Here is a 25,296-nt window from a genome sequence, read left to right on the forward strand (position 1 = left end):
GCCCGTTACGGCTGCTCGGCCTCGTGCAGGGCGCTCACCTCCGCGTCGGTGAGGGCCTTGTCGTAGGCGTGGACCTCGTCGACGGAGCCGTTCCAGAAGTCCGCGGCCGAGCCGTCCCACTGGGCGCGGCCCACGGCCAGGCCCCCGGTGCTCTGGTAGGCCGGGCCGGCCGTCGCGGTCGACGCCAGGTCGCCGTCGACGTACAGCCGGATCTGGTTGCCCGCCGCGTCCTTCACGCCGACCAGGTGGTACCAGCGCCCGGTCTCCGGGGTCGTCACCAGCCGCGCCCGGTTCTCACCGGGGGTGCTGAAGGCGAACGCGCCCTGACCGTACTGGAGGTAGAACGGGCCGGCCTGACGCCGGGTGTCCTGGCTGACCGCCGTCGCGTAGTTGTCCGGCAGCCGGTCCAGCTTCACCCACGCGGAGACCGAGTAGCTGCCGGTGGTGTCGAGCACCGGTCCCGCGGTCTCGGCGGACTGGCCCTGGCCGTCGAACTTCAGCGCGCTGCCGCTGACGCCCTCGGTCCAGGTGGTGCCACCGGTGAGCGTCAGGGGCTTGGCGTTCGGCCCCGAGTCCTTCGCGGTGGTGCCGGAGCCCTCGTCGAGCGACCAGGAGCCGCCGCCCTTCAGCTCGCCCTTCTGCCCGGCCGCCGCACCGGCCGCGATGACCTTGCGGTTGATCTCCCGGACGGGGGCCGGGTCGACCTTGATCTCCCGGCGGTCGTACGTGTAGAGGCCGTTGAGTTCGTTCTCCAGGTCGGTGATCTGCGTGTACACCGACCCGGACAGCTCGGCGCCGGCCTGCTCCAGGTAGAACTCCTCGGTGTTCTCCACGTACTTGCGGGTCAGCGCGGCCTTGTCGGCGACACCGCTGTAGATGACGGTCGGGGCGCCCGGCCACATGTGGCCCGGGGTGCGCAGCGTGAAGCCGCCGTGCTCGCCGTCCATCGCCGCCCGCTTCTCGTCCGGCCAGGCGGGGTCGTTGTTGCCGTAGTCGTGGTGATCGACGATGTCACCCTTGCCGGAGTCGCCCTTGGAGTTGCAGCAGTTCACACCGCTGTGGGCGTTGACGACACGGGACGGGTCGGCGGCCTTGACGGCTTCGGCGATACGGCCGGTCTCCTCACGGTTCCACTCGCCCCAGCCCTCGTTGAAGACGATCCAGCCGATCACCGAGGGGGAGTTGTGGTGCTGGCGCATCGTCTCCATACCCTGGTCGACGAAGGCCTTCTGACCGGTGGTGTTGGTGATGTTGCCGGAGACGAAGTCCTGCCAGACCAGCAGACCCAGTTGGTCCGCGTGATAAAACCACCGGGCCGGCTCGACCTTGATGTGCTTGCGCACCGCGTTGAAGCCCAACTCCTTGTGCGCGTTCAGGTCGAAGGCGAGGGCGTCGTCGCTCGGCGCGGTGTACAGACCGTCGGGCCAGAACCCCTGGTCGAGCGTGGCCAGCGAGAAGATCGGCTTCCCGTTCAGCACCAGCTTCTGGTAGCCGCCGACGTTCTCGACGGCGATCTTCCGCATGCCGAAGTAGCTGCCGACCTTGTCCGTGGAGCGGCCGTCGGTGAGCCTGACGTCCAGGTCGTACAGGTAGGGGTCGTCCGGGCTCCACAGGTGCTGCTGCGCCACCGGCAGCCGCAGTTCCTTGTTGGCCGGACCGCTGACCCTGCCGACGACCTTGCCGTGCTTGTCGCGGGCGACGGCCTCGACGCGCGCCCCGGCGGACGCCTTTCCGGACTGCACGTTCACGGCGAGGGTCGAGGTATCGATGTCGGGCGTGGTGACCACGCTGTCGATGGCCGCCTCGGCGACGGGCTCCATCCACACGGTCTGCCAGATGCCCGACGACTGCGTGTAGAAGATGCCGCCCGGGTTGGTGGACTGCTTGCCCATCGGCTGGTCGGCGCCACCGGTGTCGGTGACCGCGACCACGATCTCCTGCCGGCCCTTGCTCTTCAGCGCGTCCGTGATGTCGGCGCTGAACGCGTTGTACCCGCCGGTGTGTTCGACGACCTTCGTGCCGTTGACGTACACGGTGGCCTGGTAGTCGACGGCGCCGAAGTTGAGCTTGAGCCGGTTGTCGCGGTCGCTCTTGCCGACCTTCCAGTTCTTGGGCACGTCGATGAGCTTGCGGTAGAACATGTGGTTCTCGTGGCGCTCCAGACCGGAGAGCTGCGACTCCACCGGGAACGGCACGATGATCTTCTCGTCCAGGTCCCTGCCGAAGACGGGCTTCTCGCCCGCGTCGGCGCCGCTGAACTGCCAGGGACCGTTGAGGTTCCGCCACTGCGAACGGACTTGCTGCGGGCGCGGGTACTCGGGCAGCGGGTGCTGCTCGTCCAGCTTGTCGCCCCACTTGGTGGTGAGGCGGTGCGTGGAGTCGTTCTGCGCCCAGCGGACGATCTTCGGGACGGTCTCGCCGCCGGCGCTGAGGTTGCCGGCACCGTTGTAGGTGAGCTTGACCTGCTGGTTCTTCTGGATCGGCTCCGAGAGCGTGATCAGCAGGGAGTTGCGGTCGCCCGGGGCGGTGGAGACCGACTTGATGGGCATGGGCGTCGTGTCGGACTCGACCGCGAGGTGTTCGGCAAGTGCCTTGAGGTCACCGCCGACCCGGCCCTCGAAGCGGGCCCGTACCTGCTTGCCGTCCGTGCCGACCGACGGCTCCACCGGGTAGACCTCGAAGCCGTCCGGCGGGGTGAAGGCCGACTGCGGCACGATCTGCTTCGCCAGCGTCGGCGTCGACCAGCGCAGGAACATGTTGGCGCCGCCGACGTCCTGGAACATCTCCAGGCGGAAGTCGTGCTGCTCACCGGCGGTCAGGTGGACGGGCGTGCTCTTCTGCTCGTTGTCCCAGTCCCCCTCCCAGTGGTCGATGACCGCTTCGCCGTCGATGAAGAGCCGGAAGCCGTTGTCGCCGGAGGCGTAGAACGTGTAGTCACCGGTGGCGGGAGCCTCGACCTTGCCCGTCCAGCGGGCCGTCGTGTGCTCCGTCTTGCCGGTCAACTCCTGAAAGGTGCTGGTGAGTCCGGAGAAGTTGATCTGTGGGTCGAGCGAGGTGCCGCCGAGGACGGCGAAGTCCCGCGCGCCCGGCGCGGACATGCTGTAGTACTCGCCCTTCAGACCGTTCACCTTCACGGCGGACTGCCCGGCGGACAGCGCGGCCGGCGTGCTCGAGGCCGGCTCCGCGGCCGACGCGGCGGACGTCAGGACGGTCGTGGGCAAGGCCAGGGCCGCTGCCGTCAGCAGCGCCCACGTTCTGGCATGGGGGCGGGTGCGTTGTCGTGTCATCGAACCTTCTCGCGCAGGGGGAACTGGACCGGGACCGTCGGAGTGGGGCGTCGGTCGCACGGCTCCCGCACGAAGGGGAGTCGGACGCCTGGCATACGGAGAGCAGCGCGCCCCTTCCAACGTTGGAAATCCCGCGACAAGCGGAATGACAACACGCTCCCGAGTCACTGTCCAGACCTCGCGCACGCCTCGGTCCGCACAACTTTCCCACCGCATCCGGTGCGCCGGTCCGTGAGGAGCAGTTGCGCCAGGGGGCGGGCCAACGGTGAGTCGTGAGCAATCAAGTAGCGTGCAGACGCCGATGATTGGGGTTTCCTGAGTGTTTCCGTTGAAGTCTGTTCCATGTTAGGTTCCCCGCACCTCGGCCGCTGTCCGCACTCCCCGCCGAGGCGCGGGGCGCCCTGCCCGCGTTCGTGCCGCTCGTCCGACCGTGTCGGAAGCCCGTACGCCGCACCGCCCTCGTCCGGCCGGAAATGGTCGGAGTCCGCTGCGGAACGCCGGCGTCCGCACGCCGTCCTGCCCTGGAGGACCTCGATGCGACGCATCATCGCCTGTCTGGCGGCCCTGCTTGCAATGGCCGGAGGCCTGCTGGTCACCGGAACCACCACCGCCGCGGCCGCCGTCACCCCCAAACCGCCTCCGCTCACCACCCCGTGGACCAACCAGGTCTCCACCACCAACCCGCTGCCCGAGTACCCGCGCCCGCAGATGACCCGGCCCGACTGGCAGTCCCTCAACGGCGAGTGGGAGTTCCTCAACCCGCCCACCGACGGCGCCGGCAACGTCAACCGCAACGCCGCGCCGCCCGTCGGCCAGACCCTGCCCGAGCGCATCCTCGTGCCCTACCCCGTGGAGTCGGCGCTCTCCGGCATCATGCGCAACGACAACCGCGATCTGATGTTCTACAAGCGCAGCTTCACCGTCCCGCACGACTGGAACGGCAGACGGGTGCAACTCCATTTCGGAGCCGTCGACTACGAGGCCACCGTCTGGGTCAACGGCACCCAGGTCACCACCCACAGGGGCGGTTACGACCGCTTCGAGGTCGACATCACACCGCAGCTGCGGAGCGGCGCCAACGAGCTGATCGTGCGCGTCTATGACCCGACCGACGGCCGGGGCGAGAAGCAGCCCGTGGGTAAGCAGACCAACAACCCCAGCGGCATCTTCTACACGCCGACCTCCGGCATCTGGCAGACCGTGTGGATGGAGCCCACGCCGGCGTCGTCGATCTACTCCGTCGACATCCGGCCCAGCCTCTCCGACAACACCGCCCGGGTCCGCGTCTTCACCCGCGGCAACGTCGACGGACACACCGTCCTGGCCGAGGCACTGAACGGTACGACCGTCGTGGGCCGCGCCACCGGCGGTTTCACCGAGTTCTCCGTGCCTGTCCCGGACGCCCGCCGCTGGTCACCCGACGACCCGTTCCTGTACGACCTGCGGGTCACCCTGCGCAACGCCTCCGGCACCGCGGTCGACACCGTGGCCAGTTACTTCGGCATGCGCGAGATCGGCAAGAAGATGCTGAACGGGGTCATGCGCCCCACCCTGAACGGTGAGTTCGTCTTCCAGATCGGCACCCTCGACCAGGGCTTCTGGCCGGACGGCCTCTACACGGCCCCGACCGACGCGGCGCTCGCCTCGGACCTGGAGAAGCACAAGGACCTGGGCTTCAACATGGTGCGCAAGCACATCAAGGTCGAGCCCGCCCGCTGGTACTACCACGCCGACCGGCTCGGACTGCTGGTGTGGCAGGACATCCCCTCCACCATCCCCTTCGACCACGACCGCACCGCCCCGCAGACCGCGCAGTTCGAGACCGAGGCCCGCGAGGTCATCGACGAGCACCGGTTCTCCCCGGCGGTCGTCACCTACGTGCCCTTCAACGAGGGCTGGGGCGAGTGGGACCTCGCCGCGACCCGGCGCGTGACCACCGACCTGGAGAACTACGACTCGAGCCGGCTGATGAACCCGCACAGCGGCTACAACTGCTGCGACTCCCGCGGCGACCCGGGCACCGGCGACATCATCGACTGGCACGTCTACACCGGCCCCGACGGGCCACGCCCCTCCAGCACCCGCGTCTCCGTCCTCGGCGAGTTCGGCGGCATCGGCCTGCGGAGCCCCGGCCACGAGTACAGCCCCAACGGGCAGTTCTTCGCCTACGAGCAGGTCTCCAGCCCGGCGCAGCTCAACGACCGCTACACCGGCATGGTCCGCGACGTCCAGCGGCTCATGACCACCAAGGGCCTGTCCGCGTACGTCTACACGGAGATCACCGACGTCGAAGGCGAGTACAACGGCCTCTACACGTACGACCGGCGCGTGCAGAAGGTCGACACCAACCAGCTCCACCAGGCACACGGCGCGCTGATCGCGGCCTCCCGCAACCTGAGCGCCTCGCCGGCCCTCACCCTGGGCCACGTCCGCTCCTTCAAGGTGACCACGCCCGGCTTCACCGACCGCTACCTGCGGCACGCGAACTCACTGGCCCGCACCGACGTCCTGACCACCGCATCCGCCGACGGCGCCCGCCAGGACGCCTCCTTCCGCACCGTCACCGGCCTCGCCGACCCGCGCTGCTACAGCTTCGAGTCGGTCAACTTCCCCGGTCGCTACCTGCGGCACGCCGACAGCCGGGTGCGCGTCGACGCGGACACCGGCGGCTCGTTCGCCGCGGACGCGACCTGGTGCAGCCGGCCCGGGCTGGCCGCGGGCGGAACCTCCTTCGAGTCCAAGAACTACCCCGGCCAGTACCTGCGCCACTACGCCGACAACGTGTACCTCGCCCGCAGCGGCGGTCCCAACTCCTGGGACACCGCCGTCTCCTTCACCGCCGACGCCACCTGGAACCTCGGCGACCCGGCGCTGTGGCGCAGCTCAGTCCAACTGCCCACCGACGTCCGCAAGTCGCTCCTGGTCACCACCTGGGGCCACACCAACCGCTACCTGCGGCACGCCGACGGTCTCGCCAACACGGAGATCGTCGACGCCGGGAGCAGCGCCCTGCTCAAGCAGGACGCCACGTTCACGATCCGCCGCGGGCTCGCCGACTCCTCCTGCTACTCCTTTGAGTCGGTGAACTACCCCGGCCAGTTCCTGCGGCACGCCGACAGCCGGGTGCGCAAGGCGTCCGACGACGGCACCGCGCTGTTCCGCCAGGACGCCACCTTCTGCGCCCGGCCCGGGCTCAGCGGCACCGGGGTGACCTTCGAGTCGATCAACATCCCCGGCTCGTTCCTGCGGCATCACGCCTCGCAGGTGTACATCGCCTCCGGCGGCGGCACCGGCGACGCCTTCGACCGTCCGCAGACCCTCACCGCCGACAGCAGTTGGGCCGTCGATGCGCCGTGGGCGCCCTGACCGGTTGAGCGACGGGCCGCCCGGGGGGGTGTCAGTATCCGCCGGGTCGGCCCCAACTGAACCAGGGCGCCCAGCGGTTGGTATCTCGCCCTGGCGAAAATCGTCTGGTCCAACCAGTTGACCAGTCGCTCGGGGAGGTCCACGCTGTGCGCCATGACAGAGCAACGCATCCGCCGTGAAGCGGTCTCGGACCAGCTGTTCACGCTGCTCAGGGACCGCATCCTGAGCGGGACGCTCGCTGCCGGCATCCCCCTGACCGCCGAACGGGAACTGGCTGCCGAGTTCGGCGTCAACCGGCACGCCGTTCGGGAGGCGTTGAAACGGCTCCAGCAGGCCCGGCTGGTGGAGGTGAGCCACGGCGGACGCACCATGGTCCTCGACTGGCGGCGAACCGCCGGTCTCGACCTCGCTGTGCAGCTCGCCCACACCGAGCACCCGCCCGCCTCGAACGACCTGCGGCGGGACGTCCTGGAGATGCGGGCCTCCATCGGCGCCGACGCGGCCCGGCTGTGCGCCGTCCGCTGCTCCGACGAGGCCGCGGCCGAGATCGTCACGGCCGCCACCGCCTACCTCCACCGCGGCCCCGACCTCGCCGAACTCGGCGCGGCGGACGTCGCCTGGTGGCGGCTGATCGTGGAGGGCTCCGGCAACATCGCCTACCTCCTGGCGTTCAACAGCCTCGTCGGCGGCGGCCTGACGGCCGGCGAGGTGCCGGCGGAACTGCGCGCGACCGAACTCCGGGACATCACGGGCCACCTGAGGCTCGCCGCTCTCATCGCCTCACGCGACGAGCGGGGCGCGGAAGCAGCGGCGCGCGCCCTGCTGGCCCGCAGTGTCCCCACCGCCCACGCCGCACCGGACCGGGAAGGAGACCCGGCATGATCCCCGCCGTCGTCTACGCGATACCCGCCTTCCTCCTCCTCGTCGCCGTGGAGGCACTGTCGTACCGCTTCCTGCCGGACGACGACGAACGCGGTTACGAGGCCCGCGACACCGTGACCAGCATGTCGATGGGCGCGGGCAGCCAGGTCGTCGGCCTCCCGTGGAAGGCGTTCGCGGTCGTGGCCTACGCCGCCCTGTTCACCGTGGCTCCCTGGCAGTTGTCGCCGGGGTCCGTCTGGACCTGGGTGCTGCTGTTCTTCGCGGACGACCTCGCCTACTACGTCTTCCACCGCGCACACCACCGGGTGCGGGTGCTGTGGGCGAGCCATGTCGTCCACCACTCCAGTGTGCGCTTCAACCTCTCCACCGCGCTGCGGCAGAGCTGGACACCCATGACCACCCTGCCGTTCTGGCTGCCGCTCGCCCTGCTGGGCATTCCGCCGTGGATGATCCTGCTCCAGCAGTCGATCAGCCTCGTCTACCAGTTCTTCCTGCACACCGAGCGGGTGGACAAGCTGTGGCGGCCGGTCGAGTTCGTCCTCAACACCCCCTCGCACCACCGGGTCCATCACGGCTCCAACAACGCCTACCTGGACCGCAATTACGGCGGCATCCTGATCGTCTGGGACCGGCTCCTCGGGACGTTCGAACCCGAGGGCGAGCGGGTGGTGTACGGCCTGACCAAGAACATCGGCACCTACAACCCGTTGCGCGTCGCCTTCCACGAGTACGCGGCCGCCTGGCGCGACGTACGGGGCGCCACCTGCTGGCGCGACCGCGCGGGCCACCTCTTCGGACCGCCCGGCTGGACCCCGAAGGCGGACCACTGACATGCCGCTGCCGATCGCGCTCTTCGGCGTGACCGCACTGGTGAACCTGCTGGCGGTCGCCGCGGATCTGCCCGCGTGCGAGTGGGCCACCAAGCCGCTGCTCGCCCCGCTGCTCGCGCTGCATCTGTGGCGGACGACCGGCGGGCGGCACCGCTCCGTCCTGGCAGGGCTCGGCCTGGCGACGGCCGGGGACGTGGCGCTGCTGCTGGACGGCCTGCCTGCGAGGACGTCACGGCCATGTTGCTCGGCGTCTTCCTGTCCACCGCGGCCGACGACGAGTCCGCGCGGACCGGCCGGCGCGATGCGGCGACGCGGCCCCGTGATGTCATGACGGAGGCAGGGTGATTGCCGGCCGAGGCGGGCGGGACTGGGTGCCGTCCACGGCGTCCGGCCATGCCTTGTCAGCGCGACGACAGCAGATGTATAACGTTGCAAGATCAGCGCGGGGGCTCGAGGCACGGCTCACGGTGACGTCACCGGACCCGCACCGGCCGCCCGGGCAGGGCCGCCCAGGGGAGGGAATGCCGTGCGGGTCAGCCTCAAGGACGTCGCCGCGCACGCGGGGGTCTCCATCAAGACCGTCTCCAACGTGGTGAACAACTTCCAGCACGTCACCCCCGCCATGCGCGAACGCGTCCAGCGCTCCATCGACGAACTCGGCTACCGGCCCAACCTGGCCGCCCGGCACCTGCGGGCGGGACGCACCGGCATCATCGCGCTCGCCCTGCCCGAACTGGGCAACCCCTACTTCGCGGAACTCGCCGCGGCCGTCATCGACACGGCGGCCGAGCACGACTACACCGTGCTCCTCGACCACACCGGCGGACGACGGCAGCAGGAGCTCCTGGTCAGCCAGGGCTTCCGGGCGCGGGTCATCGATGGACTGATCCTCAGCCCCATCGAGCTGGAGACCGAGGACCTGCGCGACCGCACCGACGACGTCCCATTGGTGCTGCTGGGGGAGCGGGAGTACGACCTGCCCTACGACCACATCGCCATCGACAACGTCGCCGCCGCCCGCGTCGCCGTCGCACACCTGGTCGGTCTGGGGCGCCGGGAGGTCGCGTTCATCGGTGCCCGGCACGGGCGCAACGAGCCGGCCCAACTGCGCGTACGCGGCTGGCGCGAGGAACTGACCGCCGCCGGACTCCCCGTCGACGAGGGCCTCGTGGCCGCCACCGACGGCTGGGGGCACGCGGACGGCGCGGCGGCCATGACCCGCATCCTCGACGCCGGAAGGTGCCCCGACGCGATCTTCGCCTACAACGACCCCATGGCCATCGGTGCGATGCGGGTGCTCCACGCGCGGGGACTGCGGGTGCCCGAGGACATCGCGGTGGTCGGCTTCGACGACGTGGTCGAGGGACGGTTCGGAGCGGTGACCCTCACCTCCGTCTCTCCGGACAAGGGAGCCATCGGCCGGCTCGCGGTGGAGTCGGTCCTCGCCCGGCTCGGCGGCGCCGCTCCCGAATCCCGGCGCATCTGGGCGGACTACCGGCTGGTCGAACGGGAGAGCACGCTGGGGCGCGACGGTACGGACCAGGCCACGGGCGGCTGACACGGGAGCGCCGGTCCACGGCGTCACATGGTGAGCGACGACCCTCGGGCCCGCCCGGCGAGGCCGCCCCGGTCGGGTCGCGGGCCGTCCGCCGCGCTTGCTGACATCGTCATCAACGCGGATGCCCAGGTCGCCCCTCCGAAGCCCGGCAGCAAGACCTGCACCATCGACGCCTACGGCGCCGAGAAGATCGACCTGAAGAACGCCACCGTCGGCTTCTCCCGGTCGGAGAAGGAAGCCGACCCGGTCCGCATCGCCGAGACCCGGTCAATCAAGGACGAGGCGAAGGTCCGGGACGTTCCTCGTGCTCTCCCGGAACGACGTCACGGTCGCATGCTGCGGCTGATCAGCCGAGGCAGAGCACGAGCAGGCAGACCTTCGTCGGCGTTGCCGGTGCGGGCGCCGGGTCGGTCGGTGACGTGCCCGGACGCGGGGGGTCGGCGGGTGCGGCCGTGGCGGGTGGCTGCGTCGCCGTGTCGCTGGGGTCCTGCGCAGCGGGAGCGGAGGGAGCGGGAGGAGCGGTGGGCTGGAGGGTGGTCGCCGGAGACGCCGGGTGCGGGGCGGTGACCCGGCGCGGGGGAGCGGCGGTGGCCGGCCGGGCGTTCGGCGGTGCGGCGGAAGCGGGGGCCGCTTGCGGCTGCTGCCGCGCGGTGGCGGCGACCGATGACCGAGGGGGAGCGCTGGTACGGGACGGCTGGTCGGCGGCAGGTGGTGCCGGGGTGGGCTGGGCGCGGTCAGGTATCTGTTCCTGCGCCACGCCCATGCTCCGCTCGTCCGGCGCGGCGGCGGCCTGGGCCCGGTCGGTGGAGTGCCGATCCAGCGTAGTCACGGTCAGCCCGCCGCCGACGATCGCGACCGCGGTCGCCACGGCGGCCCGGCGCTTGCCCTTCTTCCAGCGCGCCAGCTGGCGCCGCCGTGCCGCCCGGCCGAGTCCCGTGGGCGGGGTGCCCCCGGTGGCCGCAGCCGGAGCGGTGGCCGTGCCGGGGCCGAGGTCCGCTTCGTCGTGCAGGGGGCGGTGATGCAGGGCGCCAGGAGGCAGCAGCCGTCCGGCCGGGGGCGAGGCGGGTGCGCCCGCCGGTGTCGCCGGCGCGGTGCCCCGGGGCGTCGCGGTGTCGCTGTAGGTGGTGGGCGGAGCGATGTCCGGGGCGTAGGCCCCGCACCCGGGGCACACCAGGGCGCCGTTGAGATGACGACGACACGTGGAGCAGTAGTCCATCTGCGGGTCTTCCTGGGCTGCTTGTGCCGTCGGTCCGTCCGGGCCACGGCCTGGTCACATGCGTAGGCGGGATCGAGCAGCCAGCAACGCTAACGACGCTTTCGAAAGGCTGTGTGCAGTCCGTGTGGCACTCCTGCGCAGATTCTCGGCCTCGCCCCTCGGTCCTGCCTGTTGGAAGAGGTGGTGAGGCGCTGTCGTACCTGCGTAGCCGACGGGATCGCTGCGCCGAACAACGACCCCGTCATGGCGAGTTCATCGCGTGACCGGGGTGGCGCCGGTCGCGGCGACGGAGAGTTCCCACAGCCGTGCTGCTGCCTCGGGGTCGACGGCGTAGGCACGGACGCCGCCGTCGTCCATGGGTGCGGCGGGGGCGGAGACGTGCGCGACGTCGCAGTCCTCGAGGTAAAGTCCGCCGCGGTCGCCGAGCAAGGGGGAGGTCGCGGCCCACAGGCCGGTGGCGGCGCCTTGGGAGGGCGTCTTGAAGCCGGCGCCGATCACGTTGCCGTGCTCGTCCACCCATCCACGGTCGATCTGTTCCTGGACGGTCATCTCCCGCTGGAGGCCCGTGATGATCTTGCCGGGGTGGAGAGCGAACGCCCGGACACCGTCTTCGCGGCCGAGGGCGTCGAACTGCACGGCGAACAGGGCGTTGGCGGTCTTGGCCTGACCGTAGGCCAGCCACTTGTCGTAGCCGGTGCGGAAGTGCGGGTCGTGCCAGCGGATGTCGGTCAGGGTGTGCCCGGCGGAGCTGTTCACGACGACACGCGCACCCTCGGCGGCGGCCAGGAGCGGGTAGAGCTCGCAGGCGAGGGTGAAGTGCCCGAAGTGGTTGACGGCGAGCTGGCTCTCCCAGCCGGGTCCGACGCGTCGCTCGGGGGTGGCCATGACACCGGCGACGGCCATGAGGAGGTCGAGCCTGTCGCAGAGGCCTGCGATCTGTGCGGCGGCGGCGCGTACGCCGGCCAGGTCCGACAGGTCCATGGGGATGACGTCGCAACCGTCCACGTCCGCGAGAGCGGCGCGTGCGAGGTCGGGCCGGCGTGCCGGGACGACGACCCGGGCGCCGGCGGCTGCCAGGCCCCGGGTGGTGTGCAGGCCGAGTCCGGAGTAGCCCCCGGTCACGACGGCGGTCGTGCCGGAGAGGTCGAGACCGGCGAGGACGTCCTCGGCGGTGCTGGTGCGGGAGAAGGGCGAACCGAGCGGCTGCTGATCACTGGTGGTCATGCCGACAACCCTAGGAACTGGAGCGAGGTCTAGATCAAGTCCTAGGCTGGGCGGCATGGCTACTGCTGCGACCCGTGCGGAGACACTGAGCATCGGCGAGGTGGCCGAGCGGATCGGCCTCAGCGTGCACGCGCTGCGCTTCTACGAGCGCGAGGGCCTGCTGGTCGGCCCGGTCCAGCGCACCGCGGGTGGTCGACGGCGATACACCACCACCGATGTCGACTGGCTGCTGATCTGCGTCAAACTGCGCGAATCCGGCATGCCGTTGGCCGACCTCAAACGGTTCGCCGAGCTCGTACGGCACGGCGCGGGCAACGAGGTGGAACGGCTGCGGCTCCTCGAGGGGCATCAGCAGCGCGTCGAGGCACAGATCCAGGCGCTGGAGGAGTGCCGCTCGGTCATCGCCTGGAAGGTCGGCGTCTACGCCGAACACCTCGCCCGCGGCGCAGCCGGCGGACTCTGGGACCCGACGGTCTGACGGAAGAGCGGTCGCTGGAACCTCATGGTGAATCCCGGCTTCACCTCGCACGTCGTCGGCGTGTCCGAGCACGAGAGCTGGGGCGCATCACACTGCGCGGTGACATCCCCCTGGGCCCGGTCACGGCGCGCCCCGAGGGCGGTGGCGCGTAGGACGCCGGTCTTCGGCCCTTTTCCTCCCCGGTCGGGCAAGCGTGACCGCGCAGCGCGGCCGCGCGTCCACCTATCGGCTTTCGGGCCGGGTCTGGGGCGGTGGCACGGCCGCGGAGAGGGCGCGTAGATCGTCGAAGGCTCGGACGAGGTGCGCCCCCAGGCTCTGTGAGGGGTCGTCGATCCAGGCCTGTGCCGCTTGGTGGAAGGCGGCCCAGCCGGTGTGGGCCGCCAGACCGGCCAGCCGGTCGGGGACGCCGCGCTGCCGCAGCGCCTCCGCCACGGCTTCGGTGAGCGACGCGGCCTTGGCCAGGTCGCGTTCGCGGAGGGCGGGTGTGACCGCGATGATTTTCAGCCGGGGTTCTGAGAACCGGCGGCTGTCCTCGAGGATCCGTCCGGCCTTCCGGAAGGCGCAGAGCAGTACGTCGAGCGGAGGCAGGTCAGCAGGGGCGTCGGCGACCTCCCGCGTCAGCGCGGCACGGAGCTCGGCCTCTCCATGGAACAGCACCTCTCGCTTGTCCGGGAAGTGCCGGAAGAACGTGCGCTCGTTGACGCCGGCCCGGGCCGCGATCTCAGCAGTCGTCGTCCGGTCGAACCCTCGCTCTCCGTACAGCTCCAGAGCCGCCTGTTGCAGGCGGCGACGCGCTTCTGCTCCGCTCCGTGGCATTCCTCAAGGTTACCTGATGCGTCAGTGACTGACACATCTTGACGCCAGTGACTGGCACTTCCTAGAGTCGTTGTTGCCACGTAGTGCCAGTAACTGGCGTTAAAGGGGAGAGTGTCATGCATGTCTTCGTCACCGGCGGTTCCGGCCAGACCGGGCCGGCAGTCGTCGCCGAACTCATCGCGGCCGGCCACTCGGTCACCGCTCTGGCGCGCTCCGATGCCGCCGCCACCCGGCTGGAGTCACTGGGGGCCACACCACACCCCGGCTCCCTCGACGACCTCGACAGTCTGTACAACGGTGCCGCGGCCGCCGACGGTGTCCTGCACATGGCCTACGGCGGCGACTTCTCCGACCTCGACGACATGATGAGGCGCGACCGCACCGCCATCGAGACGCTCGGCCGGCCGTTGGAACAGTCCGGCAAGCCGCTCGTCGTCACCTCAGGAACCCTGGTCATGCCCGCCGGCCGGGAGAGCACCGAGAAGGACGAGCCCGACACGACCGGCATTGCCGCCTTCCGCATCGCCGGTGAGCGAACGTGCCTGGACCTCGCCACCCGGAACGTACGCGCGAGCGTGGTCCGTCTGGCTCCCACCGTCCACGGCCCGCGGGACCACGGCTTCATACCCATGCTCATCGCCACCGCCCGCAAGACCGGCGTGTCGGCCTACGTCGGCGACGGCGCCAACCGGTGGCCGGCCGTCCACCGGCTGGACGCGGCGGTCCTGTTCCGCCTCGCACTGGAAAAGGCACCCGCGGGCAGCGTCCTGCACGGAGCAGCCGAAAACGGTGTCACCCTGAGGAGCATCGCCGAGACGATCGCCCGAGGCCTCGATCTGCCCACGGCCGAACTCACTCCCGAGGAAGCTGCCACGCACTTCGTGAGCCCTTTCATGGCCACCGCATACGGCTTCGACGGGCCCGTCTCCAGCGCGCACACCCAGGAGTTGCTCGGCTGGTCGCCCACCCACCCGACACTGCTCGAGGACCTGGAGCACGGCGACTACCTGGCCACCCCGGCGGCCTGACCTCCAGGTCGTCGGCGCCCGCACCGATCCGCCGGCGCGGACCGGAAGAAAGGTGCGGTCTCGCCGCTCACCGCCGGCGACGGCGTCCGCGAGGGGCGCAGCCGCGTCTCCGGCGTAAGTAGTGTGCGGCAATGACAAGAAGCGAGCGACTCGCGGACCAGCTGGACCGGCACTGGCACAAGAACCTGCGGCCGCGGCTGCACGGTCTTGCCGACGAGGAGTACTTCTGGGAGCCGGTGGGCGGCTGCTGGAGCATCCGCCCACGCGGCACGTCGGCAGCACCGGTGTCGGCGGGGTCGGGGGAGTGGACGATGGACTCCGCGTCCCCCGACCCGGTGCCGGCGCCGGTGACCACGATCGCCTGGAGACTGGCGCACATCATCGTCTCCTGCCTGGGCTACCGCGTCGCGTGGCACTTCGGTGGCCCGGACGTCGACTTCCGGACATTCGCCTACGCGGGGACCGCCGACGAGGCGCTGGATCAGCTCGACGAGATGTACGGGAGGTGGAACGCGGGGGTTCGCGAGCTGTCGGACGCCGACCTGGAGAATCCGTCCGTGGCGGGTCCCGAACGGTTTCCCATGGAGGGCATCGTCCTGCACGTCAACAGGGAGCTGATCCACCACGGCGCCGAGATCTCCCTGCTGCGCGACCTCTACCGCCGGCAGGAGGGAGCCGTACCACCCCGAAGCTGAGGGAGGGCCACCCCCAACTGACCTACGCCGGCTCCTTGTACACCGCTTCGACGTTGTTGCCGTCCGGGTCGTCGACGAACGCGCAGTAGGCGCGGTACTCAGGCCAGAGCCGGGGCTCGTACCGGGACGTGCCACCAGCGGACAAGGCGGCCTCGTAGAACGCGTCGACCGAGGCTCGGTCGCGTGCGGTGAACGCGATGTGCGCGCCCCGGGTCACCGTGGCGTCGCCCGCCGGGTAGAGACCGAAGGAAGGAGTGTCCAACTCCTCTTCCCAGAACTCCGCTCCGCCGTCGGCCGCTTCCCCGACGACACCGAGCGGCTTGAGCGCGGCAGTGTAGAAGCGGGTGCTCGCCTCGAGGTCGGAAGCGATGAAGGTGACGTGGTGGATGAAGGGCCATCGTTGTGTCATGACCGCGCAGTCTACGAGGGCCGACGCCACGGCCCGGCACCGGGCTTGACGCACGCCGGGCGGTCTGCGCGGGTGCGGCCCCGCTGTGCGTCATGTGCCGCGCGGGTCGTGCCCGCAGCACGCTGCCCGCCGCCGGATGCCGGCAACGTCGAGCCAGGTGGTGCCGGCCGGCGGCTGAGACGGTTCGTGAGGCGGACGAAGCGCGATGAGTTCCTCGGCCGAACGGGCGACTCCGCCTCGCACCGTCAGGATGGTGCGGACGAGAGCGGCGAAGTCGGTGAACGGGTCGCCGTCGACGACGACCAGGTCGGCGGTCCTGCCGGGCTGGACGGTGCCGAGGTCCTCGCGTCCGAAGACCCTGGCAGGGAAGACGGTGGCGGTGCGCAAGGCCTGGGCGGGGGAGTAGCCGTGGGAGTGCAGCGCACGCAACGCCAGGTGCAGGGACAGGCCGACCGGTACGAGCGGGGAGTCGGTTCCCAGGGCGAGTCGGGCACCGTGGGCGGACAGCAGCCGGTAATTGGCCATCTCGGTGGCCAGTTGCCGTCTTTGCGCCGCCGTGGGCGGGGTCTTGGCGCGTTCCTCGATCGTGGCGATGTCCCAGGGCGGCATGAGGGCTCCTACGCGCGGATCGCCGGCCAGAGCGGGATCGGCACCGAGCAGGGCCTGCGCGGTGAACGGCGTGATGATCAGGTCGAACGCCCCGTCGGCGTACTGGGCGACGAGATCCTGGTGGACGTGCCCCAGAGGAGTGGTGGCGTGCCCGTCGTCGAGTCGCTGGGTGGCTTGCAGATGGGTCGTGAGGTCCTGACCTGCTGCGCGGCCCGGGGCGCACAGGTGGCTGCCGCAGGGCACCCCCAGCCGGTGCGCGGCCGCCGCCGCCATGGCCATGAAGTCACCTTGCGCCCGCACGTAGGTCTTGACGAAATCGACGTCCAGGGCGGTCGCGCGCTCGAGGGTGCGTTCCAGGCCGGCCTGGGTGCGGTGGGGGCGGCCGGTGCTGTAGGCGGTACGTGAGCCGTCGATGAGTTCGGCGCACGCCAGGTGCCGCGGACCGAGACCCGTCTCGGTCGCCGCCTCTTCCCTCAGCCGGACGGACTCGTACAGCGGGGCGCCCAAGCAGGCGGTCGTGGTGATCCCGTAGGCGAGCGAGGCCAGACTCTGCCGCGCGCCGTAGGTGGCGGTGTACGGGTGGGTGTGACTGTCGATGAGGCCGGGGATGACGGTCTGGCCGGAGGCGTCGATGCTGCGGTGGCCGGCGCGGCGCGCCCGGTGCGGTTCGATCGCGGTGATCCGCTCACCGTGGATGAGGATGTCGACGTCGTGACGCACGTGGTCGCCGGTGGCGTCCCACAATTGCCCGGCGTGGATCCTGAGCCTCGCACCCGGCCGCTTCGCCGGGGCGCGACGAGTGATCAGGTGGGGTGCGGGCAGCGTTCGCCTGCCGTTCGGTGTCGCGTCGGCGCTCAGGGCGAGCAGTCGCAGCCGCCCGTTGGAGAGATACAGCAGGGTGCGGGAGTCGGCGGACCAGCTGGGGTGGTCGGCTGGCTCGTCGGACAGGCTGCGGAGCGGCCCTGCGGGGGTGCCGTCGGCGGCGACGGGCAGGACCCACAGCGTCGATTCGGCGACCAGGGCCATCCATCGGCCGTCGGGCGACCAGACGGGTCCGGCGGCGACGCGGTCGGACAGCGACTGGTGCGGGGCGGGCAGGTGGCGTCGTTCGCCGCCGGTGAGAGTGTCGATGACCCGGATGAGGTGGTAGCCCTCACGAAAACGGTGGTTGAGCCGGTTGCGGTCGCAGAAGGCGATGTACCGGCCGTCCGGCGACCAGGTGGGAGTGCCGGGAGGACCGTCGGTGGCCAGTGGCTCGGCCAGGAGGCGTTCCCGGCCGGTCGTGAGGTCCCGCACGAGGAGATTCCCGATGATGTCGTTGCAGGCCAGGCGACTCCCGTCGGGGGAGAGGGCCGGTTGCATCCGGCCGTCGGCCACAGGCTCGTCGCCCTGACCGCCCACGTGCAGGCGGTGCACGGCGACCAGACCGTCACGATCGGTGCAGTACAGCAGGCTCTCGCCGTCCGGTGCCCAGGCGGGCATCTGCACATGGTGTTCCGGCGCGGCCTGCAACAGCTTGCGGGGCGTGCCGCCGACGCCGGTCACCCAGACGGCGTTGAGGGCGACGAACGCGGCCTGCCGGCCGTCCGGGGACAGGACCGGCCGGTGGATGCCCCGGACCGGGGCGGGGCGAGCTGTGCGGGTGCGTGGCTCGACCGCCCGGCCGACACGCGGCGGCGCCTGGGTGCGAGCGGTGAACGGGACGTCCTCGACGGTCCCGGTACTGAGCGTGCGGGTGCGGATGGTTCCGTCGGCCAGGTACAGCAGACGGTCGTCGCTGAGCCAGGAAGGCGGCGCGGCCGCCAGATCCTCGTCGTCGCTCACGGTCCGGCCGTCCACCACGAGGGCCGCCCGCGCCGCGGGCAGGGACGGCGAATCGGTGGTGCCCGACAGGTGCAGCCAGGCGATCCGGCCCGAGGGGGACACGGAGGGACCCAGGAGCCGGCCCCGGGGGACCGTGTGCAGCACGCTTGCCTCGCCCCCGGCCACAGGGACGCGGACCAGGGTGAGACCACCGTCTCCGGTGCCGTCCTCCCGGTGGGCGGCCCGTACACACACCAGCGACTTCCCGTCGGGCCACCAGACGGGGTCGATGTCGTCGAACGCCCCACCGGTGACCTGGGCCACGTCACCGGTGACGAGGTCCAGTGTCCACACGCCGTAGGCACTGCCGCTCACCGCGCTGCCACCGCGCTCGGACGAGAAGGCCAGCGTGCGCCCGTCGGGTGACCAGGCGACCGACCGGTCGTCCCACGGCCCGTCGGTGAGCCGGCGCAGTCCGGTGCCGTCGCTGCGCAGCGACCACAGGTGGAAGCCTCCGCCGCGGTAACCGCACACCGCGATCGTCCCGCCGTCCGGTGAGAGAGCCGGACGGGTGGCTTCCAGCGTCCAGTCCGTCAACTGCTGCGCGGTGCCACCCGTTCGGGGAAGGCCGAACAGCACGCCCTGGATTTCGACGATCATCTTCCGGGCGGCGGAACTCGTCGTCACCGAGCCCCCGGTCACTTCGCGGTAGACCATCACGTGGGTCGCATCATCGGTGCCGGCGGCCGAAGCATGCACCGGCGCCACGCCGGGTGCCAGGCTTGCCGTCAGGCCGGCGGTGGAGTTGAGGAAGCCGCGACGGCTGAGGAAGCGCGCACTCATGACGGGTTGGCCCTCCCGGAGCGGCACGTCGTGGAAGGTGCTCCGACCGCCGTGACGGTCGGAGACGGCAAGCCGAAGGTCGTCGGATCACGCAGCCGGCGCGGGCCGGGGTGCGTGCTGAAGCCTCGCATCCTGACGTCGGCCGACCAGGCGTCCTCAGCTAATTCCCCCACAGCGCTCTCGATCATGGGGGGCTGATCGAGTGAAGCCGACAGCCGCACCCGCCACCTCGGGAAAGTGATGCCCGCTGCGACGGAGCTGTCCTCGTCGGTCCGTCAGCAGCTCTCGCTGATCACCTGTTCGAGGGTGTCCAGAGACAACTCGTCCTGCTCCAGTTGCCCTTCCAGCATCTCCAGTCGCTCCTGGAGGGCCGTGATCGCCGTTCGGTCCGGGTCCGGCATTCCCTGGAGGTGATTCAGTTCGCCTCGCAGGCGCGCCATCTCGTCCTTGCGGCGTCCGATGTCCTTGCGGGCACTCTGCGCCGCGCGGCGCATCATGGCGCAGGGACTTTCGGTGCGTACTGCCTCGGCAGTCATCGCGGGATCCTTTCTCTTTCCGCACTCACGGGGAGCGGTCACGTCGGTCCTGCGCGTCGGCCGTCACTCCCGGCCCGGATGAGGCCGGCGGCATGGGCGGCAGGCCCGCGGACAGGCCCGGCAACAGGACGGGCTCCAGCCGGACCCGCTCCTGTCTGCTCAGATAGCGTTCCAACTCCGGCGGTCGGTAGCCGGCGTTCCGGTCGTAGCGCTCCTTGGCGGGCACCGAGAGGAACTCGTTGCCGTCGGGCTCGCCGGCGTCGTTCGACGCCTCGCCGAGCGGCCGATGCAGCGGCTCCGCCAGCCGGTACATGCCCGTCCGCGAGACGTGCAGCGGGCCCGAACCGTCCGGCCGGACGCGGAAGCCGGTGTCCTCCCGGGGCTGCATCACCCGCGGCCCGTCCGTGCTCAGCGCATCGGCGTCGAACTGCAGTCCGTGCCTGCGGGCTTGGTCGACCATCCACAGCAGGGTGATGTCGGAGAGTCCCGTCTCCTGGTAACCGCCGCCCACATCGCAGTGGACCCCGGCGAACCAGACCTGTTTCAGCTCCTGGCCCGACGCGGCCGAGGCGGGACTCCGATGCCACAGTGCCGGCCGGAACGCCGAGCGCTGCTCGTCGGTGGCCAGCGCGTGGAAGCCCGCCCTGACCCAGCTGCTGAGCTCGGTGTCGTGGAACGCCCACCGCCGGTTGAACCGGTCCACCGCCGGCCGCAGCCACGTCGCGTCCGGGACAGGGACGCCCAGGGCGCCCACCGTGTCCCACACCCCGACGAACCTGATCTCCGTCTCGAAGGCGTACGAGCGGCGGAACAAGGTGGCGGCCGCGCCGTTCGGGTGCTCGACCCGGTCACGGTACAGGGCCCAGGCCTCAGGGATCCGGTCGGCGTGGCCCCGACGCACGATGCCGCTGTTGCGTACCAGTCCCACGAGGCTGCGGGCGGTGAACGCGCCACGACTGAAGCCGAAGAGGAACAGTTCGTCGTCCGGCTCGTACGTCTCGACGAGGAACCGGTAGGCGTCCACGACGTTCCGGGACAAGCCCATCCCGAACGCGCCGCCGCGCAGACGCTCACCCCGGTCACTGCCGACGCCACTGTGGTAGTAGAGGTGCTGTTCCACCCCGGCAACGGCCCCGGGGCGCACGGACAGGGCGACTTTGGCGACGTTCGTCTTGCTCGGCTGGTCGGCGACATTCCATGTCCCGTCGCAGCAGACGACCAGACGCTTGGCCATGACCATCCCTCCTTGCGAAAGCTCGGAACGGCACACAGCACCGCTTCCAGCGTCGCACCCTCCGGTGCGCCTCGCCATGCGGGCGTGACATCGTGCGATCCGCCCGCGACCGGGCGGTCAAAGGGACGTACGCGCACGTCCGGTTGGTGCCGTCAGGCGAACCGCGGCCTCATCGCATGACATGGGATCCGGCCAGGGCGGCGCTCAGACGGTCCTTGATCCGGCCCCGCATCGAGGCCATGCTGAAGCCCTTGGGGTCGACCTTGCCGGGCTGCCACTCCAGGTGGCCGATCACGCTGCGCTCGGTCCAGTGGTGTGCCCGGCAGACGGCGGCGGCCGCTTTCTCGATCGCCTCCAACTGCGCCTCGGGCCACGGGTCGACGCCGTCGCCCAGGTTGATGGCCTCGAAGCCGTAGAAGTGCCGGTTGCCGTCGGTGTTGGCCTCGTTGTCCGGTGGCAGGGCGACTTCGTCGATCACTGCGCGCAGCACGTCGTCGTCACCGAGCCCCGCGTGGTTGGCGCGGCCGTTGCCGACCAGGTGCACGGTGCCGTCCTTGGCGACGACTCCGTGGCACAGCGGCCCGGGCAGGGCCGAGTGGCCGTCGTAACACAGCTCAACGCTGCTCGCCGTGCCGGAGGTGACCGTGTGATGGATCATCACCCCGTTCACCGGGCCCCACGGGCCCTTGTGGTTGCGATTGTGCGTGCGCCACGACCGGTGCTCGACGACGGTGAGGCCTTCGTCGCGCAGCGCGTCGAGGAATCGGTCTGCTGACATCGGGGTGGCCATGGCTTCTCCTCCTCCGTGAGGTGCGGCGCACAGGAGACCGTGTCGCCTGGCGGCGTGCAGCAAGGAACTCCCGAGGTGCGGGCGCTGCGCCGGCCCCCTGACACTCCGAGTGTCCCGGCCGGTGCGTCACCGTCGTGTGACGGCCGCGTGGCCCACCCCGGGCTGCTCTCCGTCCTGGCCGGTTTCCACGGTCTCCGGACCGGTCCGGAGACCGCCGCTCACCGTCCGGATCGGCCGTCGCCGTGGCGTGACCGGTCGAGCCCGGCGACCAGTCGGTGCAGCCGCTCGGTCGGCTCCAGCCCCAGTTCCTCGCGCAGGCGCCGGCCGTAGCGGGAGTACGCCTGCAGGGCCTCGGAGGGGTTGCCCTCCGCCAGGTGGGCACGGACGAGACACACCTGGCCGCTCTCGCGCAGCGGATCGGCGTGCACCGCCGCCTGCGCGGCGGTGATGGCCTCGGCATGCCGCCGCCCCGTGATCAGCTGCCCGGCCAGAGTCTCCAGGGCATGGATACGCAGCTGACGCCAGTCTTCCGCCTCCAGCAGAGCCCAGTCGTCGTACCAGCCGGGCAGCAGGTCGGCGGAGAGGACGTTCACCGCGTGCAGGACGGAACAGTCGGGGGGCCGGCCGGTCTCGGCAGCGGCCAGGATGCGGTGGGCGGTCCGACGGGCGTCGTGGACGTCGACGGTGGTGTCGGGAGCCAGCCGTACCTCGGCCGGGCCGATCTCCAGGGCTTGCCGCCCGGCGTGGTGCAGGCGCGCCAGGGCCGAGCGGAGACTTGCGTGTGCGCAGTGCTCGGACGATGTCGGCCACAGGGTGCCGGCGATCAGGGGCCGGGGGACCGCCGCCCGGGCGCACAGGGCGACGAAGGCCAGGACCCGCTCCGACCCCACGGGCACGGCTGCTGGCTCCCCACCCACCCACAGTCCGAAGCCGCCCAGAACACTGATGGAGACCCCGACCCCCAGCCGCCCGCAGGCCGCGGCAGGGTCGGCGGACTCGGAGAAGACCGGAGGCGGAACGGCTCCCTGCGACGGGTGCCGGCCGAGTGGGCCGTGATCGTGTCGGCGCGCGCTGTCCGTGCCCTGCGCCCCGCCGGTTCTGCGGTCGTCACATGCCCGGGCACGCGCCCGGGACGCTCCGCCGGCCGGCCGCTCAGGAGATGCGCCGTGCGACGGCATGGGGCTGCGTGACTCGGGTGATGCGATGAGCGTGGACGACGGCCGCGACGTCTCCGGCCGGGAGGTCGGAGGTCGCCCATCGTGACATGGTGGACACGGTCCCTCCCACGACCGGAGCACCGTCCCGGCGCTGCGGGTACCAAGAGCGGAGGGCACACCCGCATCGGGGGGCGATCAGGGCTCGAGCCGGGCTGACCGGCCCCCGGTCCACGGGAGGCCCGCGGGCACAACACCAGTGTCCGATCGGGCGGAGGTCGCGGCAAGTCCTGGGCCTTTCGACGTCGGCCCTCCCCGACCCGCGCACTTCCCTCGGCGACCGATGCCGCACCTATCGTGACGGCACGGTCGTGGCCAGTACCGCTCCTGCGGGCGTGTCCGGTTGCCGGTCGCCGGTGAGCGGGACCACCACGTGGACAGCGGCTCCGTGGGTCGCAGTAGCGTCAGGGCGCATGCCACTCTTCGCGCTCTTCGGCCCGCCCGCGATCACGCTGCTCCTGTTCGTCGTCGGCGTGCTCCCGTACTCCTGGTGGGTGGTCAGGAGGAAGCCCGCCCGGGCGGTCCGGCTCGCTGTGCTCGGAAGCGCAGCTGCTGTCGCCGCCTACGGCGCCGGCACCTTCTACGGTCTGGCCTACACGCGCCCGCTCGATCTTTGCGGAACGAAGACGGCCAGTGGCGACTACCTGGACGGCGGGCGGGACTTCAGCCTGACGTCGGCCACGGTCCACCACTTCCCCCCGTCCGTCACCTGCCACTGGAGCAGCGGGCACATCACCGACGATGTGTCCTTCTGGACCACCCCACTGCTCTGCGCGGGGCTGGGCTGCGCCGCCGTCTGTTTCACCCTGGCGCTCGTCAAGCGCTACCGGCACAGCGCGTAGGGGAGTTGGCGGTCAGGAAAGGCACCGGCGCTGATGGCGGGCACGTGGAAGGCGGCCGGATCGTTGTCGGGGGCGGTGGCATGGCTTCGCCGCGTGCCGCGTGGTGCGCAACCCGCACAAGCCGACCCGTCGGGACGAACCGGCCCAACCGGCCAGGTAGCAGGCACGGTGACCGGTCCGGGAGCTCCGCAGCGCCCGGACCGGGCCTTGTCCGGCCCGTGGCCGGACCCCGCACGCGGCACTTCCTCCCCCCGGCGACGGCGACCGTCCCTTGGGGGGAAGCGGCGGGTCAGTCGTCGAGGGCGTCCATGACGGTGCGGAGGTCGACGAACTTGAAGTCGGTCGACGGACGGTCGCCGTCGCCGGGGGTGTCATGTCCGTCCTGGACGACGAGGAGGCCGTTCGGGTACTGGGACCCGAGTGGCGCGTTCAGGACAGCGGCACCGTCGCACTCCTCGGAGCCGTCGAGCGTGCCGTTCGCGGCCGCGACCCGGAAGCCGCCCTCGTACTCGTTGGCGTCCTCCAGTTCCCGGTCGTAGGCGGCGAAGGTGTTGTCGCCCTGGCTGGAGGCGAGGAGGTAGCCGTCGCCGTCGGACTCGGTGAGCAGCGTCAGGCCCTCGACGTCCGCGGAGACCTTCGTACCGCCGAAGCCCGGGTCTGCGCCCGGCGCGCACTCCTCGGTCGCCTCGTCGTAGCTGCCGGGAACGCCGTACTCGCGGACCTTGTCGATCAGTTTCGGGGTGCCGGTGAGGTCGGCGCGCACACGCCAGATGCCGACGTCCTCCTGGCCGGCGTACAGGGTGCCGTTCTCGGGGTCGACGACCATGCCCTCGACCTGCGGCAGCTCACCGGGTTCTCCGCACGGCGACCACGATGCGCCGTTGGGCAGCCGGAACGAGGACGGCAGGTCCAGGGTACGGATCTTGCGGTACGTGACCTCGCCGCCCGCGGTCGGCAGGAGTTCCAGGAGGGCGATGCTGGTGCGCTCGCGCCGGCTGACCAGGGCGTAGGACTTTCCGGTCGCCGGGTTCGTCCAGGTCGCCAGCCCGTAGGCGGTCCGCTGGTCGTTGACCTCGGCCTGGTCGCGGGAGAACACGTGCGGCGCCGCGGGGTCGGTGACGTCGGTCAGCGGACCGCCGGTGCGGTCGCGGTCGATGCGGTAGAAGCGCAGCCGGTCGTGGCCGCGGTCGCTGGTGACGGCCAGGTCGGCCTTCCCCGAGGAGAGCCGCAGGCCGTGGACGAGGTCCACGTTGTTGAAGCGGCCAGGGGCGTCGTCCTCGCCGTCGGCGGGGGGCGCGGCTATCGACTGCACCAGTCGCGCGTCCAGATCGTAGACGCGCAGCCCGCCCTCCTTGGCGGTGGCGACGACGAGGCTCCGGCTGGGGGACGCGGCACTGCGCCAGATGGCGGGATCGTCCGCGTCGGCGTTGCCGCCTTCGTCGTCGTCGTGCAGCACCGGCGTCTCCGCGCGGGGGGTGACGGCCGGCAGAGAACCGGAGAAGACGCGGTGGTGAGCCTCCGCATGGGCCGGTACCGCCAGGACCGCCGCGGTGAGGGCCGTGGTGGCGGCCAGCACGGCAGACCGGACGATCGTCGAGCGAGACACACAAATCTCCTCTGTGGAGGGGTGGTTGAC

At 71.0% G+C, this 25,296-nt stretch carries 19 protein-coding genes and 2 pseudogenes; 10 read left to right on the plus strand and 11 right to left on the minus strand.

The window, feature by feature from the left end:
* Positions 1-5: 5 nt before the first annotated feature.
* Entirely contained in the window at positions 6-3,287 is a 3,282-nt protein-coding gene (locus tag ACGF3H_RS18240) for a LamG-like jellyroll fold domain-containing protein (RefSeq protein WP_393816504.1), read from the minus strand.
* Positions 3,288-3,821: 534 nt separating this feature from the next.
* On the opposite strand from ACGF3H_RS18240, the gene ACGF3H_RS18245 reads away from it, so the two are divergent.
* The 6 genes and pseudogenes from ACGF3H_RS18245 to ACGF3H_RS18270 form a co-directional block, all read left to right on the plus strand.
* Complete coding sequence (locus ACGF3H_RS18245; protein WP_362495121.1) at positions 3,822-6,653, plus strand: AbfB domain-containing protein; 2,832 nt, start codon at positions 3,822-3,824, stop codon at positions 6,651-6,653.
* A 153-nt stretch (positions 6,654-6,806) separates the two neighbouring features.
* Entirely contained in the window at positions 6,807-7,535 is a 729-nt protein-coding gene (locus ACGF3H_RS18250) for a GntR family transcriptional regulator (protein ID WP_362495118.1), read from the plus strand.
* Positions 7,532-8,365: a sterol desaturase family protein gene (locus tag ACGF3H_RS18255; protein WP_362495115.1), complete on the plus strand. Its 834-nt coding sequence runs from the start codon at positions 7,532-7,534 to the stop codon at positions 8,363-8,365. Before ACGF3H_RS18250 ends, ACGF3H_RS18255 begins: the two co-directional genes overlap by 4 nt.
* A gap of 1 nt (position 8,366) precedes the next feature.
* Entirely contained in the window at positions 8,367-8,696 is a 330-nt protein-coding gene (locus ACGF3H_RS18260; protein ID WP_362495112.1) for a hypothetical protein, read from the plus strand.
* A 195-nt stretch (positions 8,697-8,891) separates the two neighbouring features.
* Complete coding sequence (locus ACGF3H_RS18265; protein ID WP_362495110.1) at positions 8,892-9,923, plus strand: LacI family DNA-binding transcriptional regulator; 1,032 nt, start codon at positions 8,892-8,894, stop codon at positions 9,921-9,923.
* Positions 9,924-9,950: 27 nt separating this feature from the next.
* Positions 9,951-10,223, plus strand: a pseudogene (locus ACGF3H_RS18270) (hypothetical protein); the annotation flags it as partial.
* A gap of 46 nt (positions 10,224-10,269) precedes the next feature.
* On the opposite strand, the gene ACGF3H_RS18275 reads toward ACGF3H_RS18270, so the two are convergent.
* Positions 10,270-11,139 carry a hypothetical protein gene (locus ACGF3H_RS18275; protein WP_362495107.1) on the minus strand — a complete coding sequence of 290 codons (870 nt, stop codon included), beginning with the start codon at positions 11,137-11,139 and terminating at the stop codon, positions 10,270-10,272.
* 252 nt (positions 11,140-11,391) lie between these two features.
* Positions 11,392-12,363 carry an SDR family NAD(P)-dependent oxidoreductase gene (locus ACGF3H_RS18280; RefSeq protein WP_362495105.1) on the minus strand — a complete coding sequence of 324 codons (972 nt, stop codon included), beginning with the start codon at positions 12,361-12,363 and terminating at the stop codon, positions 11,392-11,394.
* A gap of 55 nt (positions 12,364-12,418) precedes the next feature.
* Between ACGF3H_RS18280 and ACGF3H_RS18285 the strand changes: the two genes are divergently transcribed.
* On the plus strand, positions 12,419-12,841 hold the full coding sequence (locus ACGF3H_RS18285; RefSeq protein WP_362495102.1) for a MerR family transcriptional regulator: 423 nt from the start codon (positions 12,419-12,421) through the stop codon (positions 12,839-12,841).
* A 222-nt stretch (positions 12,842-13,063) separates the two neighbouring features.
* Here ACGF3H_RS18285 and ACGF3H_RS18290 read toward each other — a convergent pair whose 3' ends face one another.
* Complete coding sequence (locus ACGF3H_RS18290) at positions 13,064-13,657, minus strand: TetR family transcriptional regulator (RefSeq protein ID WP_362495099.1); 594 nt, start codon at positions 13,655-13,657, stop codon at positions 13,064-13,066.
* A gap of 116 nt (positions 13,658-13,773) precedes the next feature.
* Between ACGF3H_RS18290 and ACGF3H_RS18295 the strand changes: the two genes are divergently transcribed.
* Both ACGF3H_RS18295 and ACGF3H_RS18300 read left to right on the plus strand, forming a co-directional pair.
* Positions 13,774-14,685 carry an SDR family oxidoreductase gene (locus ACGF3H_RS18295; RefSeq protein WP_362495097.1) on the plus strand — a complete coding sequence of 304 codons (912 nt, stop codon included), beginning with the start codon at positions 13,774-13,776 and terminating at the stop codon, positions 14,683-14,685.
* A 131-nt stretch (positions 14,686-14,816) separates the two neighbouring features.
* Positions 14,817-15,380, plus strand: coding sequence for a DinB family protein (locus ACGF3H_RS18300; protein ID WP_362495094.1), 564 nt, complete (start codon positions 14,817-14,819; stop codon positions 15,378-15,380).
* Positions 15,381-15,402: 22 nt separating this feature from the next.
* Here ACGF3H_RS18300 and ACGF3H_RS18305 read toward each other — a convergent pair whose 3' ends face one another.
* The 6 genes and pseudogenes from ACGF3H_RS18305 to ACGF3H_RS18330 form a co-directional block, all read right to left on the minus strand.
* Positions 15,403-15,789, minus strand: coding sequence for a VOC family protein (locus ACGF3H_RS18305; RefSeq protein ID WP_362495091.1), 387 nt, complete (start codon positions 15,787-15,789; stop codon positions 15,403-15,405).
* 90 nt (positions 15,790-15,879) lie between these two features.
* A complete protein-coding gene (locus ACGF3H_RS18310) occupies positions 15,880-19,044 on the minus strand; it encodes an amidohydrolase family protein (RefSeq protein ID WP_362495088.1) in 3,165 nt (1,054 codons plus the stop codon).
* A 275-nt stretch (positions 19,045-19,319) separates the two neighbouring features.
* Entirely contained in the window at positions 19,320-19,580 is a 261-nt protein-coding gene (locus ACGF3H_RS18315; protein ID WP_362495086.1) for a hypothetical protein, read from the minus strand.
* Positions 19,581-19,605: 25 nt separating this feature from the next.
* Complete coding sequence (locus tag ACGF3H_RS18320) at positions 19,606-20,814, minus strand: DUF2235 domain-containing protein (protein WP_362495084.1); 1,209 nt, start codon at positions 20,812-20,814, stop codon at positions 19,606-19,608.
* Between the two features lie 187 nt (positions 20,815-21,001).
* Positions 21,002-21,604: pseudogene (locus ACGF3H_RS18325) on the minus strand (N-acetylmuramoyl-L-alanine amidase); the annotation flags it as partial.
* Positions 21,605-21,822: 218 nt separating this feature from the next.
* Positions 21,823-22,500: a BTAD domain-containing putative transcriptional regulator gene (locus ACGF3H_RS18330; RefSeq protein WP_362495082.1), complete on the minus strand. Its 678-nt coding sequence runs from the start codon at positions 22,498-22,500 to the stop codon at positions 21,823-21,825.
* Between the two features lie 731 nt (positions 22,501-23,231).
* Here ACGF3H_RS18330 and ACGF3H_RS18335 point away from each other — a divergent pair.
* On the plus strand, positions 23,232-23,660 hold the full coding sequence (locus tag ACGF3H_RS18335; RefSeq protein ID WP_362495080.1) for a hypothetical protein: 429 nt from the start codon (positions 23,232-23,234) through the stop codon (positions 23,658-23,660).
* 289 nt (positions 23,661-23,949) lie between these two features.
* On the opposite strand, the gene ACGF3H_RS18340 is transcribed toward ACGF3H_RS18335, so the two are convergent.
* Complete coding sequence (locus tag ACGF3H_RS18340; RefSeq protein ID WP_362495077.1) at positions 23,950-25,266, minus strand: phytase; 1,317 nt, start codon at positions 25,264-25,266, stop codon at positions 23,950-23,952.
* Between the last annotated feature and the right edge of the window lie 30 nt (positions 25,267-25,296).

Source organism: Streptomyces sp. NPDC048185 (assembly GCF_043202495.1).
Taxonomy (GTDB): Bacteria; Actinomycetota; Actinomycetes; order Streptomycetales; family Streptomycetaceae; genus Streptomyces.

What these genes read in the sequence shown, in the direction of transcription:
- ACGF3H_RS18240 (WP_393816504.1), bottom strand. Translation starts at nt 3,287, where the DNA reads ATGACACGACAACGCACCCGCCCCCATGCCAGAACGTGGGCGCTGCTG.
- ACGF3H_RS18245 (WP_362495121.1), top strand. Translation starts at nt 3,822, where the DNA reads ATGCGACGCATCATCGCCTGTCTGGCGGCCCTGCTTGCAATGGCCGGA.
- ACGF3H_RS18250 (WP_362495118.1), top strand. Translation starts at nt 6,807, where the DNA reads ATGACAGAGCAACGCATCCGCCGTGAAGCGGTCTCGGACCAGCTGTTC.
- ACGF3H_RS18255 (WP_362495115.1), top strand. Translation starts at nt 7,532, where the DNA reads ATGATCCCCGCCGTCGTCTACGCGATACCCGCCTTCCTCCTCCTCGTC.
- ACGF3H_RS18260 (WP_362495112.1), top strand. Translation starts at nt 8,367, where the DNA reads ATGCCGCTGCCGATCGCGCTCTTCGGCGTGACCGCACTGGTGAACCTG.
- ACGF3H_RS18275 (WP_362495107.1), bottom strand. Translation starts at nt 11,139, where the DNA reads ATGGACTACTGCTCCACGTGTCGTCGTCATCTCAACGGCGCCCTGGTG.
- ACGF3H_RS18280 (WP_362495105.1), bottom strand. Translation starts at nt 12,363, where the DNA reads ATGACCACCAGTGATCAGCAGCCGCTCGGTTCGCCCTTCTCCCGCACC.
- ACGF3H_RS18285 (WP_362495102.1), top strand. Translation starts at nt 12,419, where the DNA reads ATGGCTACTGCTGCGACCCGTGCGGAGACACTGAGCATCGGCGAGGTG.
- ACGF3H_RS18290 (WP_362495099.1), bottom strand. Translation starts at nt 13,657, where the DNA reads ATGCCACGGAGCGGAGCAGAAGCGCGTCGCCGCCTGCAACAGGCGGCT.
- ACGF3H_RS18295 (WP_362495097.1), top strand. Translation starts at nt 13,774, where the DNA reads ATGCATGTCTTCGTCACCGGCGGTTCCGGCCAGACCGGGCCGGCAGTC.
- ACGF3H_RS18300 (WP_362495094.1), top strand. Translation starts at nt 14,817, where the DNA reads ATGACAAGAAGCGAGCGACTCGCGGACCAGCTGGACCGGCACTGGCAC.
- ACGF3H_RS18305 (WP_362495091.1), bottom strand. Translation starts at nt 15,789, where the DNA reads ATGACACAACGATGGCCCTTCATCCACCACGTCACCTTCATCGCTTCC.
- ACGF3H_RS18310 (WP_362495088.1), bottom strand. Translation starts at nt 19,044, where the DNA reads ATGAGTGCGCGCTTCCTCAGCCGTCGCGGCTTCCTCAACTCCACCGCC.
- ACGF3H_RS18315 (WP_362495086.1), bottom strand. Translation starts at nt 19,580, where the DNA reads ATGACTGCCGAGGCAGTACGCACCGAAAGTCCCTGCGCCATGATGCGC.
- ACGF3H_RS18320 (WP_362495084.1), bottom strand. Translation starts at nt 20,814, where the DNA reads ATGGCCAAGCGTCTGGTCGTCTGCTGCGACGGGACATGGAATGTCGCC.
- ACGF3H_RS18335 (WP_362495080.1), top strand. Translation starts at nt 23,232, where the DNA reads ATGCCACTCTTCGCGCTCTTCGGCCCGCCCGCGATCACGCTGCTCCTG.